At 62.4% G+C, this 17,475-nt stretch carries 17 protein-coding genes and 1 pseudogene; 12 read left to right on the top strand and 6 right to left on the bottom strand.

The window, feature by feature from the left end; translation table 11 throughout:
• Positions 1–286 precede the first annotated feature (286 nt).
• Complete coding sequence (locus NCT05_RS36070; protein WP_250504678.1) at positions 287–625, bottom strand: hypothetical protein; 339 nt, start codon at positions 623–625, stop codon at positions 287–289.
• A gap of 136 nt (positions 626–761) precedes the next feature.
• Positions 762–1,529, bottom strand: coding sequence for an SDR family oxidoreductase (locus NCT05_RS36065; RefSeq protein WP_250504677.1), 768 nt, complete (start codon positions 1,527–1,529; stop codon positions 762–764).
• A 103-nt stretch (positions 1,530–1,632) separates the two neighbouring features.
• On the opposite strand from NCT05_RS36065, the gene NCT05_RS36060 reads away from it, so the two are divergent.
• Entirely contained in the window at positions 1,633–2,577 is a 945-nt protein-coding gene (locus tag NCT05_RS36060; RefSeq protein WP_250504676.1) for a LysR family transcriptional regulator, read from the top strand.
• Positions 2,578–2,866: 289 nt separating this feature from the next.
• Here the strand turns inward: NCT05_RS36060 and NCT05_RS36055 are convergent, their stop codons facing one another.
• Positions 2,867–3,247, bottom strand: coding sequence for a response regulator (locus NCT05_RS36055; RefSeq protein WP_250504679.1), 381 nt, complete (start codon positions 3,245–3,247; stop codon positions 2,867–2,869).
• A gap of 305 nt (positions 3,248–3,552) precedes the next feature.
• On the opposite strand from NCT05_RS36055, the gene NCT05_RS36050 reads away from it, so the two are divergent.
• From NCT05_RS36050 to NCT05_RS36040, 4 genes and pseudogenes are all read left to right on the top strand, one after another.
• Positions 3,553–3,864, top strand: coding sequence for a hypothetical protein (locus NCT05_RS36050; RefSeq protein WP_250504675.1), 312 nt, complete (start codon positions 3,553–3,555; stop codon positions 3,862–3,864).
• 284 nt (positions 3,865–4,148) lie between these two features.
• Positions 4,149–4,826, top strand: a complete 678-nt coding sequence (locus tag NCT05_RS36045) for an inositol monophosphatase family protein (RefSeq protein ID WP_250504674.1) — start codon at positions 4,149–4,151, stop codon at positions 4,824–4,826.
• Between the two features lie 183 nt (positions 4,827–5,009).
• Positions 5,010–5,102: pseudogene (locus NCT05_RS37150) on the top strand (Fic family protein); the annotation flags it as partial.
• A 422-nt stretch (positions 5,103–5,524) separates the two neighbouring features.
• A complete protein-coding gene (locus tag NCT05_RS36040; RefSeq protein WP_250504673.1) occupies positions 5,525–6,379 on the top strand; it encodes a hypothetical protein in 855 nt (284 codons plus the stop codon).
• 521 nt (positions 6,380–6,900) lie between these two features.
• Here NCT05_RS36040 and NCT05_RS36035 read toward each other — a convergent pair.
• Entirely contained in the window at positions 6,901–7,683 is a 783-nt protein-coding gene (locus tag NCT05_RS36035; RefSeq protein ID WP_250504672.1) for a TetR/AcrR family transcriptional regulator, read from the bottom strand.
• 242 nt (positions 7,684–7,925) lie between these two features.
• Between NCT05_RS36035 and NCT05_RS36030 the strand changes: the two genes are divergently transcribed.
• The 7 genes from NCT05_RS36030 to NCT05_RS36000 all read left to right on the top strand — a co-directional run bounded on the left by NCT05_RS36030 (position 7,926) and on the right by NCT05_RS36000 (position 15,504).
• On the top strand, positions 7,926–8,627 hold the full coding sequence (locus NCT05_RS36030) for an HAD family hydrolase (protein ID WP_250504669.1): 702 nt from the start codon (positions 7,926–7,928) through the stop codon (positions 8,625–8,627).
• A gap of 13 nt (positions 8,628–8,640) precedes the next feature.
• A complete protein-coding gene (locus tag NCT05_RS36025) occupies positions 8,641–9,768 on the top strand; it encodes a branched-chain amino acid ABC transporter substrate-binding protein (protein ID WP_250504668.1) in 1,128 nt (375 codons plus the stop codon).
• 51 nt (positions 9,769–9,819) lie between these two features.
• On the top strand, positions 9,820–11,154 hold the full coding sequence (locus NCT05_RS36020; RefSeq protein WP_250504663.1) for an aspartate aminotransferase family protein: 1,335 nt from the start codon (positions 9,820–9,822) through the stop codon (positions 11,152–11,154).
• A gap of 19 nt (positions 11,155–11,173) precedes the next feature.
• On the top strand, positions 11,174–12,970 hold the full coding sequence (locus tag NCT05_RS36015) for an IlvD/Edd family dehydratase (protein ID WP_250504658.1): 1,797 nt from the start codon (positions 11,174–11,176) through the stop codon (positions 12,968–12,970).
• Between the two features lie 10 nt (positions 12,971–12,980).
• Positions 12,981–13,751, top strand: coding sequence for an SDR family oxidoreductase (locus NCT05_RS36010; protein WP_250504656.1), 771 nt, complete (start codon positions 12,981–12,983; stop codon positions 13,749–13,751).
• A 5-nt stretch (positions 13,752–13,756) separates the two neighbouring features.
• Positions 13,757–14,152: a hypothetical protein gene (locus tag NCT05_RS36005; RefSeq protein WP_502801831.1), complete on the top strand. Its 396-nt coding sequence runs from the start codon at positions 13,757–13,759 to the stop codon at positions 14,150–14,152.
• A 422-nt stretch (positions 14,153–14,574) separates the two neighbouring features.
• Positions 14,575–15,504 carry a serine hydrolase gene (locus tag NCT05_RS36000; RefSeq protein WP_250504652.1) on the top strand — a complete coding sequence of 310 codons (930 nt, stop codon included), beginning with the start codon at positions 14,575–14,577 and terminating at the stop codon, positions 15,502–15,504.
• A gap of 563 nt (positions 15,505–16,067) precedes the next feature.
• On the opposite strand, the gene istB is transcribed toward NCT05_RS36000, so the two are convergent.
• Together istB and NCT05_RS35990 are read right to left on the bottom strand one after the other, a co-directional pair.
• Positions 16,068–16,826 carry an IS21-like element helper ATPase IstB gene (istB, locus tag NCT05_RS35995; protein ID WP_250504650.1) on the bottom strand — a complete coding sequence of 253 codons (759 nt, stop codon included), beginning with the start codon at positions 16,824–16,826 and terminating at the stop codon, positions 16,068–16,070.
• A gap of 14 nt (positions 16,827–16,840) precedes the next feature.
• A partial coding sequence (locus NCT05_RS35990; protein WP_502801830.1) for a Mu transposase domain-containing protein occupies positions 16,841–17,475 on the bottom strand: 635 nt, incomplete at its 5' end.

Genomic DNA, 17,475 nt, shown 5'->3' with positions numbered 1-17,475 from the left:
CGAGGTCGTCGTCACGCTCCTACAGCCTTATCTGCAGCCCGATAATTATTAAAGGTAATTACGGGATGTTGTACTAGCCAAAGCGCTTAAGTGGTGGGAGCATCAAAAATCGTGTCCGGCTACTGAAGGAAGTGACGCAGGCAGTGATCGAGATAGCCGGCGCTGGCCGCACCGCAGTACGGCTCACGCCCAACGGCACGGACTAGGTCTGCGCGACAGCGATCCGGAACCCGTGTTCGTTGCGGCGGCACGAACACTCTCGGGACTCGGCCTTGCACATCTGGAACTACGCGAGCCGCCGATGGACGGGACTTTTCGCGCGACGATCCTCGTACCGGAATTGGTGCCGTCGCGCAAGAACTCGTCGATCAGATATCCGTTGGCGGCGTGCACCTGAACCCATCGAATCCTGCGCGCAATGCATTTCGCGCAGCGCGGCGAGAATCGTCAAGCAGCGCGGGAACTTCGTCCGCGCGCAGAGGACTGCCCGCGACGTAGCCAGCCCGCAACCTTCGTCGGACCACAGGCCCGTGGCGAAAGGCCATCCCAAGCCCTGCTGCGAGATACCGATCGCCTCGCTGATGATGAGGCCGGCGCTCGCACGCTGGGCGTAGTACTGCGCCATGGATCGATGTCGGCAGGTGATCCCGTGTACCTCGCGCGCGCGTCATCGGCGCTACGAAGATGCGGTTGGCGCTTCGATGTCGCCGAGCCGGATCGGGTCGAAAAGCGTGGTCATGTCTTTCTCCGTTGCTTGGGCGTTACACGAGGCGGGCGCCGCCATCGACGTTGAGCGTGGCTCCGTTCATGAAGCCATTGGTCATCAGGAACACCACGCCCGCGCCGGCTTCGCTGGCTGTGCCGAGACGGTGCAGCGGCAGCGTCTTCTCCATGTTTGCGACGACCGCATCGCGCGCGTCGCCGAGCGCCTTGCGCAGGATCGGCGTGTCGATCGGACCGGGCGACAGCGTGTTGACGCGCACCGGCGCGAGTTCGAGCGCGAGGCCGCGTGCGAGCGCTTCCATCGCAGCTGATGCCGACGCGAGCACTGCGGTGCCGTAGGCGTTGGGACGGTCGGCGAGACTGCCCGAGATGAACGTGATCGAGCCATCGGCGCTCAACCGGTCGCCCAGCGCGCGAATGACGTGCACGGCCGCCCAGATGCGCTCCTCGAACGCGTTCCGGAGATGCGCGACCTCCGCCTCGCGCACCGTCCCCGCGACGAACGTGCCGGCCAGCAAGACGAGATGATCCACCTTCGGAATGTCGCCGACCGCCTGTTTCAGCGCGTGCGCGTCGGTTACGTCAGCTGCGCGCCACCCGGCGAAGCCATGTTGCGCGGCGACGCGTTGAGCCGTATCCGCCGAGCGGCCCACGACGATGACTTCCGCGCCCGCGCGCTTCGCCTGAAGAGCCGCGTCGAGCCCGATGCCTGACGTTCCGCCGAAGATGAGTGCGGTCTTGCCTGCCAATGCGTTGCTGGCGGCGTCCGTGGCCTGTTCGTGCTGCGCTTTCGTAGACGCGTTCATGTCCTTCTCCTTTTTGACTTCGCCGGTGCGGCGTCGATGAAGAAGGTTAATTCGCGAAAGCGGGCTTGATAATTAGGCCGTCGTTCGCTTTAATCATGCCGTCATGGAACAAATCGTTGTCGAAAGACTGACTGGACTGATCGCCTTCGCGCGTGCCGCATCGCTTGGCAGCTATACGGCTGCCGCGCGTTCGCTCTCCGTTTCGCCATCGGCTATCAGCAAGAGCATCCAGCGGCTGGAGCAGCATTTCGGACTCAGGCTGTTTAGCCGGACCACGCGCTCACTGACGCTGACGCCGGAGGGACGAGATCTTCTCGAGCGCACGCAACGCTTATTGCGCGAAGCGGAAGGTATCGAGCAAGGCGTCGCCGCCGCGCGCGCGGAGCCGGCCGGAACGCTCAAGGTGACGGCGCCACTCCCCGTCGGCGTGAACATCCTTGCGCCCGCGTTGCCCGCGTTTCGCCAGCAGCATCCGAAAGTGACCGTCGACGTGCGCCTGAGCGATCAATACGTCGATCTGATCGAGGAGGGCTTGGATGTCGCCATTCGCGTCGGCGATCCCGGCGACACGCGGTTGATCGCGCGCCGCCTCGCACCGCATCGAATTTGCGCGTTCGCGTCGCCGGGGTATCTGCGGGAACGAGGCGTACCGCAGCATCCCAACGACCTCTTGCAACACGATTGCGTGAACTTCAGATATCAGTCGACGGGACAGGAGGCTGCGTGGCCATTTGACGTGGGAGGCAAGCTCGTCGAGTTCACGCCTGCGTCAAGTTTAATTATCGACGTCAGCGACGCGATCGCTGCGACGTTGGCGGCCGGCGCCGGTATCGGGATTTCGACGACGTATATCGCGGCGCCATTCGTTAGACGGCGCGAACTCGTACCTGTGCTGCACGAGTTCGCCTATGACCGATTCCATTTACATGCGGTGTGGCCCGAGAGCCGTCGCAGCAATCCAGCGGTGAAGGCGTTTGTCGGATTTTTGCAGGACATCTTTCCGTCTCCCGCCCCGTGGGACGTGCTGGTGCAGGCTCATGCTTCCTAGCACTTGTTAGAGGAATACGCGGTCGTCGGTTGATTGTGCGACCGTGAACGGCCGCTTTGGAGTGGACGCGCGTCCGGTCGGTGGCGGCCCTATTTTTATTCACAGATCTCGTGGAGAAGCTCGTGCATAACTCTCGCGCCATTTCAGCTAAGTCCATGAAGTAGGTCGGATTTGTCGCGCCTCAAAAAAAAACCGGCCGCCGACAAGCACCTTCCCTCGCCGCACTCGCCGGTGGCGTCGCTTACCAATCCGTGTATGAAATCTCGCTCGGCAGCCGGGCCTGACGTTGTCACAAGTACCGCACGGGCGCCAAGTACTTAATCATTTGGAACAAACCGTGCAACGATTCGCCCTTCCGGTAGAAGGCATCGATTCCGACCTCGACGCCGCGCTCCACAATTTCCGCTTCTGCAAGCGAGCTGTGCGCGAGGATGGGCACCGTCGCGAACCGGGTCGAGCAGCGCATGGCTCTCGCCACGCCAAAGCCGTCGATGTCTGGCATTTCAATGTCTAGGACGACTACGTGCGGTACCCATGATTCTGGAATGGCAAGAGCTGCCCAACCACCGGGGGCAACAAGTGCGCGACAGCCATAAGCTATCAAGGCCGCAGCAAGCGCCTCTGCGACGGCTGCGTCGTCGTCGACAAGCAGCACCGCGACAGGGGGCATGACGGCATTAAAGTCACGCGTGGCCCATACGCCGGATATCGAAGTAACGCTGTGAGGCATGGCGGCAGATGGCAGACGGTCCCATTTCGTCTGCGCAACTGTCGTGCCGATTTCCGAGGTCTTGCGGGATCGCAGCGCGCTTTGGTATGCGGTCCGGAGCGGCAGTACCTTGACCTGCGTTTCTAGGCTTGTGCTTCGAATTTGATTAGCCGCTGCTGAGGGACTACAAGTCCGGCAAACGGGGCGCACGACACCTAATATCAAGGATGAGGCAGCTGCCGTACTGTTCGCTCAGGACTCGCATCATGCAATGGCCCGAAATGCGTTATAAGGGATTCGTCCTTGCGCCGGGGCTTGCCGAAGACGACGGGATGTATGCCCTCGAGCTCGCCATCCGCTCGCCCGACGGCAAACAGCTGACCACCGGCGTCCTTGGTGACTTCCCCTGCCCAATAGAGGCGCTGCGGTTCGCCTTTCAGTACGGTATGGCACAGATCGATCATCAGCCGCTACCCGCGCCGGACTGGACCGTTGAAGAGTGGCATGACCGTCGCCCCGCGGGAAGCACCTGGATCCTTCGAGGAAGCCCATTGGCGCGCAGAAGGCGTGGTTCATGAATGGCTACGCCCCCCGGTCAGTGGCAAGAAACGAACTGTCCAAGCGGCGGGGACGTCGAAGGCCTTGAGTTCAGGTTGGACGGTGCCGCGCGAATCGGTCCGATCAATGTTCAATGGCTGGGTGACTGCTTGGTGGTGCCTGTCGATTGGGAGCCCTGCGCCGGCGCTTGCGCCGGTGCAGGCGACATCCCTTGCGCCCGTCGGCTGGCTTCGCCCAAAACGCCCGCCGTTCGGCGTGGCGAGGATTTTGCGGGTGGGTTCGTGCAAGCAACTGGAGAATTGCTGTGACGCCCACCGACATTGAACGATTCCTTGATCAACTCGGCGACGAGGCGCGCGCCATTGCAATGCAGTACTTCCGCACGAAGATCGACGTCGAAAGCAAGGCTGATTCGACGCCTGTCACGCACGCGGATCGCGCAATTGAGCGGCGGCTGCGGGACCTAGTCGCGGCGCGTTTTCCGTCACTTATGCTCGTAGGTGAGGAAGGGGGCGGGCGCAGCGCCGATGGCATAAGTTGGGTCATTGATCCGATTGATGGCACGAAGAGCTTCGTGACGGGCCTGCCCCTATTCGGAACGCTCGTCGCGATGCTCGAGAATCGACGGCCGGTGTGCGGCATGATTGAGGTATCGGCCATGCGCGAACGATGGATCGGCGGCGTCGGTCACACCTTGTGCAATGGCAAGCCCTGCACGGTAAGCACGTGCGCCCATTTGCGCGACGCGCGGTTGTGCTCGACCGATCCCCGGATGTTTTCAGGAGACGCCGAACGAGCATTCGCGAGGCTCGCGCGCGAAGTGCGCGTCACCCGGTTCGGTACGGATTGCTATGGGTATGCAATGCTCGCTTCAAAGCCCGGTTCCTCCTTGATCTGTGCTTCATTAGGCATGAAGTGCCAACGCGAAACGCCCGGACCTGTGGGGCTTCGTCTTCCGACATGCACTGAAAGGGGGGTGTAGAAGCAGGCGAATGCACCGCCGCGCACGGTGATGCACCAGGTTGGATCCGAAGAAGACAACGCTGCGCCTCGCGTCTGCACGACGCTGATCGAGTCGAGCGCCGGAGATAGTCTCAAAAATTACAGGCTGCGCCCAGCATAGAAGCGACGGCATTCGTTTCGTCGAAGCGAATGGCGGCGATTCGCTGAGCGCGCAACGGACCTTCATCTCCAATTCGTTAGGATCCGTCCGTTCGCGGGCGGAAACGGCGGAACAGCTCGCCTCCTCAGCGTATGATCAACTCGGGCTACCCTTGGCTGTTATCCGCGGTGAGGATCGCGCAACCTGTTGCGATTCGCTGGACAACGCTTACGCGAGCAAAAAGTACTCGCGCATCGCTCAGCTGATCGCCGAATCGGTCCAGCTTTCATTGATCTCTACTTCGACACGCTTGCGTTGCATCGGTCACGGACCTCTTTCAGACCTCGGAAAATAATGAGGATACCGATATTGAGGCGCGCCCTCGCTTATCGCGAACGTCCCACCTCGATGGCGTGACGATGTGGCCGAGCGGCCCGATGGTAGACTCGCAGCCTGGGTCTGCCTCGTCACTTCGACGAAGAAAGCCCTTTCATATCGAACGAGCGGCCACCGTGCCCGTCCCATCAAGCCCTCTCCGGTCGGACGTTTCGTTCGCAACTTACGATGGGAGAGCTTAGATGGACGAACAAGGCGTTCGTTCCCCGATTGTCACGGGTACATGCGCACGCTGTGGTGGCAAGGTGCCGCCGCAAAATTCGGTCTGTGCTCGTTGCGGTGCGCATGCGCGGTTTGTGTTTAGCAGTCATGCACCGGCCGGGTGGAAGTCTAAAGCGGCGGCCCTCGGCGCACCGAACGGGCGTGGCGATGTTGCGCCGATCACCTCTGTGTGGCCGCGCCAGGACGCATCCTCGTTCGCATCGAACGACGCCGTTTATCCCGACGACGAGGTCTGTCCGCCGCCGCGCCGCGATACCGGTCCTCGGCGCATGAAAAAGGGGGAAGTGCTGGCGCTTGCGGTGACGTTCGTACTCGTCAGCGTATCGGCAGTGCTGTACTGGATTCAGAATCATGACAGGCACGAAGAGCCGACGAGAACGATTGCCGCGCAAGGCATGGTGACGTCGAACGACTTGAATCAGCCCGCGCAGCCCACGACGATGCCGCCGGTTCCGACAATTGCACCGAGCACGGAAGCGCCGCCGCCGAATGACGAGGCATCCGCCGACAACGATCAAAAGCTGATACCGCTTGCGCTCGCACGAGCGCGCGACGGTCTCGGAAAAAACAATCTACAACTGGCGCGGTCAGGCATTTTTTGGGCGCTTTCGTTGCAGGCGAACAATCCCGAGGTCCTCCGGCTTAAGCAGGATTTACTGTCACGGGAGAGGGCTCGCAATGCGGCCTTGAAAGCGGCACGCAGTTGCGTCGTGCAGCAGCGTGCCATGTGTGCCTGGCAAAATGCCAACACTGCGCTGTTGATCGATTCGAGCAGCAACGAAGCGAAGGGACTCGTCGCACGCTCGATGCAGTAGAGCATCCAGTGGCTAGAGCAGCACTTCGGACTCAGGCTGCTCATCTGGACTGCTCAAACGTATTGAGCAACGCGCCGCCGTGCGGACCTTGCCAGAACGTTCAAGGTGGCCGCACCGTTGTCTGTCGGCGTGGGCATCCTCGCTTCCGCACTGCCGGGGATTTTCCAACAGCATCGAACAGTGATCGTCGAGGTGCGCCCGAGCGATCGATGCGTCGGCCTGATCGAGCAGGGCTAGGATCCCGCCATTCGAGTCTGTGAACCGGGCGACACGCGGTTGATCGCGCGCCGTTTGCCGTTCGACGTGGGAGGCAAACTCATCGCCTGCGTTAACTTTCATTATCGACGTACAGCGACGCGATCGCCGCGACGTTGTAGCTGGATAATGTTTCTCGGCGGTCGCCAAGCGTTGGCCGTGTCGCTGCGCGGCACGCTAACGTCGGCAAGCCGTCATAGTTGACGTAAAAGGAGACCGAACGTCCGCGAAGGCCGAAGTCCGTGCGTCAGGAGCGGCAGGGCCAATCAGCGACCGGCACCGGGAGATTCTCTCTGCTGATGCTTCTTAGCGCGTGCATCGCCCGCCAGCTGTTTCTGCAATCCATCCAGGACGACCTCGATATATCGATCGAAGCTCTGTCCGAGTGCGTGGTTCGTTCCTCCCTTCCATCGCACGATGAAGGCCTGATTCGACATACGCGCCATGTTTGCCGTCAATAGGGGAAAATCGTCGCGGTCAAGCTCCTCGAAGCGTGTGCGGAGCTGGTTCTCCCATTCGTCGCGTTCATCGGCGCCGTGACCTGCGAATTCGAGCGTGACGAATCCGACCATCGCAGTGATCACGGTGTTGTAGACATGGATCAGTTCGTCGGAATCGAAGCCCGCGGACAACAGCGTCTGAAGTATCGCCTCGACCATGGCCGGATTCATACTGGCGTTCGATATGATCTGCGACCCGAGCAGCGGCGCGACGTTGGGATGCCTGGCGATTGCGGAACGGTAGCGATGAAACAGTTCTTTCAGCCAGTCGCGCCAGCGGCCGGCGGGAAGCGGCGGGGGAATGAGCTCGCCTAACGCGCGCGTGATCACCTCGACCAGCAATTCGTCGCGGCTCGTCACGTACCAGTAGATTGCGGTCGGATAGACGCCGAGATCCCGGGCAACATCACGCAGGCTAAAGGACGCATAGCCCTTCGCATCGATCAGCGCGAGTGCGGCTTCCACGACGCGCTCCCGGGAAAGCCCCTGATCGCGTGCCGAGCGCCCCCTGCGCTTTTTTTCCGGCGCAGCGTCTTCGTTTTCTTTCAATGTGATTTCCCGAATGCGAGTTCGACCGAGCGTCACTCTACTGCAATCGATGCCGCTACGCGAGACGTCCGGGAAAACCCGGGACGACGGTCGCTTGCATGATTTAATTGTACGGCGTACATTAAACGCAAGTCGACGGGACAGACACTGCTTACTTGTCGTATCTCGCCGAAAAAGAATGCCGCCGGTGCAGGTGGCGGCATGTCCTATTTTATTAGTCGTACTAGACAAGGGACCGACTCATGAAACCCAAGGCGCTTACCTTCGACTACTTCGGCACGCTTGTCGACGTGGCCACGGGAGGCATACGCGGCATCGAAGCGGTGCTGCAGCATCTGTCTCTCAATCAGACGAAGGCTCCTTCGGACGTCTATCACGACTGGGACATGCGCGCGGTCCAGACCTACCGAAGCCACGCTTACATGCGTTATCGCGTGGTGGCGCAGCATGCGCTGACTGGCGCTCTGGAGGCGCTCGCGAAAGGCTGCACCGACGGCCGCGACATGGTCGCGCTGACCGAGTTGCTGCTCACGCATCTGGTCGAGTCCTCGCCGCCTTTCGACGACGCGGTGGCCTTCCTCGACTGGGCCCGCGAACACTTTACGTTGATGCCCATCACCAACATGGACACGGACCTTTGGCGCCGCAGCCGCCTCGTGAGCTATTTCACGCACGTGACGACGGCCGAAATGGCGCAGGCGTACAAGCCTTCGGAAACTATCTTCAAGACCGGGCTCGCGACGCTCGGCCTGAATGCCGACGAGATCTTCCATTGCTCGATCGGGACCTGGGCGGACATCGACGGTGCGAAGCCGCTCGGTATCCGGGTCGCGTGGATCAATCGCGGCGATGAACGTCTGGGCGACTGGCAGGCGCGTCCGGACTATGAATTCGCCACGCTAGCGCCCGTGCGCGGCGTGCTGGAACGTCTCATCGACAGGTAACGGGAGCACGATCATGCGCATCTCATCAATCAAGACGCTCGTGCTCTGCATGAGCGTGGCTTTCGCGGCGCCGGTCGTTCAGGCAGACACGCTCGTGAAGATCGGCGTCGCGGGGCCGCTGACGGGCTCGCAGGCCGCGAGCGGCAAGGACAACGAACGCGGCGCGAAACTGGCTGTCGACGAGCTCAATGCCAAACAAATGATGCTCGGCGGCCAGCCGCTTCGGTTCGAGCTGATTTCGGTGGACGACCAATCGGATCCGAAAGCCGGTGTCACGGCCGCCCAACAACTCGTGGACAACGGCGTGATCGCGGTCATCGGCCACTGGAACTCGGGCGTGACGATCCCCGCGTCGAAGATCTACAACGACGCCAAAGTGATCATGATTACGCCTGCGGCCTCGAACCCGGCGTTGACCGTGCCGGGCTACCACTATGTCTTTCGCCTCACCACCGACGACAACGTGCTCGGCGCGAAGATGGCGGACTACGCGTCCAACACGCTGCATCTGAAGCGTGTCGCAGTCATCGACGATCGCACCGCGTATGGCTCTGGCGTCGCGGATGTGTTCGTCGCCACCGCGAAGAAGCTCGGCATCGATATCGTGACGCGCGAGTACTCCACCGATCACACGGTCGACTTCAAGGCCGTGCTGTCGAAGATCAAGCCGGCGAGGCCCGACGGCATTTTCTACGGCGGCTATTACGGTCAGGCCGCTTATCTGGCTCGGCAGATGCGCGACCTCGCGGTCAACGGCGTCTTGATGGGCGGCGACGGCTTGTGCGTCGGCGAATTTCCGCGCCTCGCGGACGGCGCGCTCGACAAGAAGATGTACTGTCCGCAGGGCGGCACGCCGCTCGGTGCATTGCCGGAAGGAAAGCGCTTCGAAACGCGTTTCAAGGCAGCGTACGGCGTCAATCCCGACCAGAAAGGCCCGTCGTTCTACGCCGCGACCATGATGATCGCCGACGCGATCGCCTCGGCGCAGTCGCTGTCTTCGGAAGCGCTTGACAAGACGCTGCATCAAAACACTTTCAACACGCTATTCGGTCAGGTGCGATTTGATCAGCGCGGCGAATGGATTAAGGCGCCGATGACGGTGTACTGGTCGGCGGGCGGATCGATCGTGCCGGTCGATTGAGCAGAGGCGCGACACCGATCACGAACGAATCTCGAACCATCCAGGAAACGAATGCTCATTGAAAACGCCTCTACCCCGCAGCTCGATGTGGAAGGACTCGCCCGCGCTGCGCAAAGGGCCGCCGAACGCTTCGCCGAATCGAATCCGAGGAGCGCCGCAGCGCATGTCGATGCGCTTGCGGTCATGCCCGGCGGCAACACGCGCTCCGTGCTCTTCTATGCGCCGTTCCCGCTGACGATCGCCCGTGGCGAGGGCAAGCGCCTGTGGGATCTCGACGGCCACGCGTACACGGACTTTCTCGCCGAATACACGACGGCAATGTACGGCCACAGCCATCCGGTAATCCGCGCGGCCATTGTCGAGGCGCTCGACAATGGCCTGAACCTGACGGGCCACAACACGCTGGAAGTGCCGCTCGCACGCCTGTTGCGGGAGCGCTTCGAGTCGGTCGAGTCCTTGCGTTTCACAAACTCGGGAACCGAGGCGAATCTGATGGCTATCGCGGCATCGATAATCTCCACGGGGCGAAGGAAGGTCGTCGCGTTCACGGGCGGATATCACGGTGGTGTGCTCACGTTCGGCAGCGGGAATAGTCCTGTGAACGTGCCGCACGAGTTCATCGTCGCCAGCTACAACGATTTGGCCGGCATTCAGCAAATCTTCGCCACGCACCGCGACAAGATCGCCGCGGTCATCGTCGAACCGATGCAGGTTGCAGGCGGGTGCATCGTCGGCGAGCCCGCTTTTCTCGGGGGCTTGCGCGATCTCACGCGGCAGCACGGCGCGCTCCTGATCTTCGACGAAGTCGTGACATCGCGACTCTCGGGCGGCGGACGGCAGGCGCTGCTCGGGATTCGGCCGGACCTCACGACCTTCGGCAAATACATCGGCGGTGGCATGTCGTTCGGCGCATTCGGCGGACGGTCCGACGTGATGGCGCAGTTCGATCCACGCAGACCGGGCGCCACGCCGCACGCGGGCACCTTTAACAACAACGTGCTGTCGATGTCCGCGGGCCATGTGGGTTTGTCGCGGCTTTACACGCCAGGCGCGGCGGCCGCGCTCAGCGAGAAGGGGGAGCGGCTGCGTGCGCGCCTGAATGGGTTGTGCCGCGAGCGCGGAGTAGCGATGCAGTTCACCGGCATCGGGTCGCTGATGAATCTGCATGCGGGCGTACACCAGATTCATTCGGTGACGGACTTCATCGAAGGCGAGTCGCCGCTCAAGGACCTGTTCTTCTTTCACATGCTCGAGCGCGGCTGTTATGTCGCGCGGCGCGGCTTCATCGTGCTGACGCTGGCGCACGACGAGAGCGATCTCGAGCGCTTTGCGGAAGCGGTGACGTCGTTCGTCGACCGTCATGACGCGCTGTTGCGCACGCGCTGAATCGTTCACGGAGACCGCGTTGATATCCCATCAGTCCCAGACGGAAACGAAGCGCCTGCGCAGCCGCCGCTGGTTCGACGAACCGGCGAACCCCGGCATGACCGCGCTGTATCTCGAGCGCTACATGAATTACGGCATTACGCGCGAGGAGTTGCAGTCCAGCAAGCCGATCGTCGGCATCGCGCAGACGGGCTCGGATCTCGCGCCGTGCAACCGCCACCATATCGAACTCGCGAAGCGGGTACGCGACGGCATTCGCGACGCGGGCGGCATTCCGCTCGAGTTCCCCGTGCATCCGATCCAGGAGACTGGCAAGCGTCCGACGGCCGCGCTCGATCGCAATCTTGCCTATCTCGGCCTGGTCGAGGTACTGCACGGGTATCCGCTTGATGGCGTCGTGCTCACGACCGGTTGCGATAAGACCACACCCGCCTGCCTGATGGCGGCGGCGACGGTCAATATTCCGTCGATCGTGCTGTCGGGCGGCCCGATGCTCGACGGCTGGCATCGCGGCAAGCTGGCGGGTTCGGGCACGGTCGTGTGGGAGGCCCGCAAAGAGCTTGCGACCGGACAAATCGGCTATGACGGGTTCATGGAGAAAGTGGCCGCGTCCGCGCCTTCGGCCGGACATTGCAATTCCATGGGCACCGCGCTGTCGATGAACGCGCTCGCCGAAGCGCTGGGCATGTCGCTGCCCGGTTGCGCGTCGGTGCCCGCGCCGTACCGCGAACGCGGCTGGTTCGCTTACGAGACTGGCAAACGGATCGTGTCGATGATCGCGGAGAATCTGCGGCCGTCGGGCATCATGACGCAGAAGGCTTTCGAGAACGCGGTCGTGGTTGCTGCGGCGATCGGCGCATCGTCGAATTGTCCGATCCACATGATCGCGATCGCGCGTCATATCGGCGTGCAGCATACGCTCGACGACTGGCAGCGCGTGGGCGCGCAGATTCCGCTCCTGGTCGATTGCCAGCCGGCGGGGCGCTTCCTGGGCGAAGCGTTTCACCGTGCCGGCGGCGTGCCTGGCGTGATGCGCGAGTTGCTTCGCGCGGGCCGGCTTCATCGCGATGCGCTGACCGTGACGGGAAACACACTCGCGCAGAATCTGGCCGGCATATCGGAGCCTGACCGCGAAGTGATCCGCGCGTTCGACGCGCCGCTGAAGGCATCGGGCGGCCACGTCGTCCTGAGCGGCAATCTGTTCGACAACGCTGTGATGAAGGTCAGCGTCATCGACGCGCGCTTTCGCGAGCGCTTCCTGTCGAATGCCGCCGATGCGGATGCGTTCGAAGTGAAGGCGATCGTGTTCGAGGGCCCAGAGGACTATCACGCGCGTATCGAAGACCCCGCGCTCGACATCGATGAACACTCGATCCTCGTCATGCGCAATTGCGGCCCGGTGGGCTATCCGGGCGGCGCCGAGGTGGTGAACATGCAGCCGCCCGCAGCGTTGATCCGGCGCGGCATCGACACGCTTCCGACCATGGGCGATGGCCGGCAGAGCGGCACGTCGGGTAGTCCGTCCATCTTGAACGTGTCCCCGGAAGCGGCGGTTGGAGGCGGGCTCGCGTTGCTGAAGACCGGTGACCGCCTACGTATCGATCTCAATGGGCGGCGTGTCGATCTGCTCGTGTCCGCCGATGAACTCGCTGCGCGTCGCGCCGCGTGGGCGCCGCCTGAGCTTGCGAACCGGACGCCGTGGCAGGCCATCTATCGCAGCATGGTGGGGCAGCAGGGCACCGGCGCCTGCCTCGAACCGGCGACGGTGTTCCTGAACATCGTCGAGACGCGCGGCGAAGCCCGCGATAACCATTGATGGAGCCCGCATGACCCGACAAGAAGACGTGAACACGCCTCGTGTGGGCATCGTGACGGGAGCGGGCTCGGGCATCGGCAGGGCAGCGGCGATGGAACTGCTTCGGGACGGCTGGTCGATTGCCCTGATTGGCAGGCGCCACGAGCCTCTCTTGGAGATTGCGCAGACCCCCGAGTTTGCCGGCCGCGCACTTGCGCTCTCGTGTGACGTGTCGGACGCCGACGCGGTGACGAAGTCGTTCGATGCCGTCGTCGCGCATTTCGGCCGGCTCGACCTGCTGTTCAACAACGCGGGCGTCGGCAATCCGCCGGGGCCATTCGAGACATGGACACCCTCGCAATGGCGCGGCGTCGTCGGCGTGAACCTCGACGGCATGTTCTTCTGTCTGCAGCGCGCGTTCCGGATCATGTCGGCACAGACGCCGCGCGGCGGGCGGATCATCAACAACGGTTCGCTGTCGGCGTGGGCGCCGCGGCCCAATTCGATCGCATACACGGCGACCAAGCATGCCGTGACCGGCCTCACGCGCTCCGCGTCGCTCGACGGTCGGAAGCATGACATCGCCGTCGGTCAGATCGACGTTGGTAATGCGCATAGCGCGCTGGCATCGGCAATGGCGCACGGTGTTCCGCAAGCGAACGGCGCGATTGCCGCCGAACCGCTGATCGACGTGGCGATAGTCGGGCGCTCGGTCGCGTACCTTGCGAGTCTGCCGCTCGAAGCCAACGTACTGTTTCATACGGTCATGGCCACGAATATGCCGTTTGTTGGCAGAGGCTGATGCGCATGGGCATCGATCAGGTGAACGTGGCCGTCGCGCAGATGGACGAGGTCACGCAGCAGGATGAGGCGCTTGTCGAACAGGCGTCCGCCCCCGCGCAAGCGCTCGCCGAGCAGCCGGAAACGTTGCGTCGGGCGGTCGCGGTGCTTCAAGTCGAGCGAGCCGCGCGGTCTAAGTTAGCGCGTCGCGAAGCGCTAAGCCACTCTAAATGCGTCGCGGCTGGCCCAACTGCGGCGTACCAGTTTCGCCTTCTCGGACGGCGGTTTTTGGCGTCCGTCCTGCGGTGCATTGCCATGCCGGCTTCATTTTCTCAGTTGAAGGGCCGGTCTGGACGCTACCGCGAGCAGCTAGGACCGAGCGCGCTGCCGTTGCCCAACGCAGACACAGCTCACGCGCTGTGATGGGCGCTACGGACTCGCGCGAACGCACACCGAGACGTGTGTCAGCGATGCGCGCCATCGAAGATCGGCTTGCGGGCGCTGCCGCGTCCTTGCACGAGGGGAGATAATACGGCGGGCGCGCAAGCTGATCTGCTTGAGAAGGCGTCTCGACGCGGGCTCAGGCGCAAGATACGATGGTTCAGTGCCGGCCCGACAGGCGGCGAACGTCAGCTGATTCGACAACGCGACGGTCTGCGCCGTTGACGGAGCAAGGACAGCATCCGTTCGCTGTCTTTGCGTCGGAGGTCTGGGTTTCTTAAGCTGCATTTAAGCAATGCGCCTTATGGTGACCGGTTTCGATTCATCGGCCACTTCCTTTCGATGGCACATCAAACCCGCGTCTGCGTCTCTCTCGTCGACGTGGCGCGTTCTCGAAGCGCGTCATGATCAAGCTGCACCTCGTCGTCGTGCTCCTGTTGTGTGCCAGTCTCATGCCCGCCATTGCACAAGCGAAGCGCATTACAGGTGACCATCGCGTCAAACCTCATCGCGTTGTCAAGCATTCCGTCAGTAAGCATCACCGCGTGGTCAAGCGCAGACGCGCGGTGCGGCATGCGGCGCGCCCCGTGGTGTCGGCGCGGGCTGCCGTCGCGGTGGATCTCTACACGGGACGCACGCTTTACGCTAAGAACGCCGATCGCCGCATGCCCGTCGCGTCGCTCACCAAGCTTATGACGGCAATGGTCGTCATTGACTCCAAACGCTCGCTCATTCGCCCCGCACGTATCACCGATGCTGACGTCGACCGGATCAAATGGTCGCGCTCGCGTCTGCCTGTAGGGTCGCTGCTGCTTCGCCGCACTATGCTGCATATCGCGTTAATGTCGTCTGAGAACCGCGCGGCCTATGCACTGAGCCGCGACTATGCTGGCGGCCGCCCCGGCTTCGTGCGCGCGATGAACCTGACCGCGAAGCGTCTTCATATGACACATAGCCGGTTCGTCGATCCGACGGGCCTTTCGCCGCGTAACGTTTCGACGGCGCGCGATCTGACACGGCTCGCGCGCGCGGCCTATGGCTATCCGACAATTCGCGAATACGCGACCTCGCACAGCAAGCTTGTGCTTGGCGGCGATGGACCGCTCGAGTATCGGAACACCGATCCGCTCGTGTACAACGCGTCGTGGAATGTCGGCTTGCAGAAAACGGGCTTCACCAACGAAGCGGGGCATTGCCTGATCGTCATCACGACGCTGCGCGGGCATCCTACGCTGTTCGTGATCCTTGGTTCGCCGAAGCCGCATGCCCACTTTCAGGACGCGGTGACATTGCGCAACTGGGTCCTCAGGCATCCAGTTCGCGTACCTCACTGAGGAGAATCCAAAAAAGGGCCGACGCACGCCGATCGTCACCCCGGCGAAGAATGCCTTTCCGCGTATGCGTATCGCCCCCATCCGTGTTCGGCAAAGTCGCCCGTGCCGCGCTTCCAGCGCGATTTATGCACTCTGACAGAGGGGTCTCGGCAGATCAGAACGCGCGGGCTAGGCGGCACGGAAAACGCGCTATCGGCCCGCGAACACGCGAGGAGCGTGAGACTGAGACACAGACCTACCATGCAGGTCAGATGCCGCGCGCTAATCAACCCGCAGAGACATGTGGGAAAGACGCTTCGACTACTTCCAGCGACGATTCGCCGATCCGATTTACGTGGGGACGGTCGGCGGCTGCTTTCCTCTGTATGGTTGTGTACTGCAGCGGCCCCGTCGAACTGCATCGCGGTCTGGGTGTTTAACGAGCTTTCGTAGCTTAGGGTGCGTATTCCACGCAAACCGAGCAGCCGTTCCACGGCAAAGCGAGCAGACTTTCCACGTGAAGCCGAGCGAAGATTCCACAGCAAAGCGAGCGCTGCGGACGTGGCGACGCGGGGTGAGTTCTTTTACTCCTTCCCGTCTTCGGTGGTCAAACCATTTCGGCGCTTGCGCATCGATTCGCCTGATAGCGTGAGTCGGTGCGCGTTGTGAACAAGACGGTCGAGAATCGCGTCAGCCAGCGTTGGATCGCCGATAGCGGCGTGCCAGCTATCGACCGGGATCTGGCTGGTGACGATCGTCGAGCGCCGGCCGTGCCGATCGTCGAGCACCTCAAGCAGATCGCGCCGCGCCGGATCCGACAGCGGCGCCATGGCGAGATCATCCATGACGAGGATGTCGGTCTTTGCCCATTGCGCGAGCAGTTTCGCGTAGCCGCCGCTGCCGTGTGCAATGGCCATCTCCTCGTTGAACTTGGGCATGCGCAAATAGCAGGCCGAGAAGCCCTGACGGCATGCCTGATTAACCATCGCGCATGCAAGCCAGCTTTTGCCAAGACCTGTCGGGGCGACCAGAATCACGTTCTGATGAGCACGTATCCATTCGCCCGTGAGCAACCGGGCGAGTAATGCGCGATCGAGTCCGCGAGGCTCGCGGTAGTTGATGTCTTCCGGTACAGCGTCAGGGAAGCGCAGCTTCGCGCGGCGCAGCCGCGCCGTAATAAGTCGCGACTGGCGCTCGCTTGCTTCACGTTCGACGAACAGCCCAAGGCGTTCTTCGAAGCCGAGCTGATCGATGCTGTTTTGGGATTGCTGGTCGGCCAGCGCCGCAGCCATGCCGAACAGGCGCAGTTCGTGCAGCCGTTCGACGGTCGGGTGATGCAGCATGTCAATACTCTCCTTTAATGGAAGTAGGACGGCCCGCGCACATTGGCGTGCACGAGCGGCGGTTCGGTCTGAGCGACGGGCGCATCGGCGTTGCTCTCCAGACCGTTCTTCAACGTTGAGGCGATAAACCGATAGCTCGGCGCCTTCAGATCAATAGCGCGCTGGCAGGCGGCTTCCAGCCGCGCATGGCCGTAGTCCTTGCTCATGCGCAGCACGCCAAGGCAGGCGCGATAAGCCTGCTGAGGATGCTGGCGGCCGCCAAGCAAGTGTTCAACGACCGCAGCGGTGTGTGGACCGATGTCGGTGGCCCAGTTGATCAGCCGTTGCGGATTCCACTCCGTTGTCACAGCCCGATGATTCGGCGGCATATGTGCAGCGATCGTGGTGTGATGGCCGCGACGCTCGCTCTTCGCATGCGCGGCTATACGCTGACCGCGCAGGAAGATCTCAACAGTTGCCTTCGTATGGCGCACGTCGACCTGTTCGCGGGCGTGGCAGTAAGAGACCGAGTAATAGTGTTCATCGAGTTCGACGTGGTAATCGATGTGTTCTGTGGTCGACCACAGAAGGCTTCTTGTGTGGCGAAGCGATTTCTGTGGCCTCGGTGTTGAGGAGCGGCGTCCAGCGGAGCCCCACGCAGTCTGAAGGC

Origin of the sequence: Caballeronia sp. AZ7_KS35 (assembly GCF_023631045.1) — a bacterium.
GTDB classification, from domain to species: Bacteria; Pseudomonadota; Gammaproteobacteria; order Burkholderiales; family Burkholderiaceae; genus Caballeronia; species Caballeronia zhejiangensis.
The sequence above is the reverse complement of the archived record's forward strand: the minus strand, read 5'-3'. Positions and strand labels throughout refer to the sequence as shown.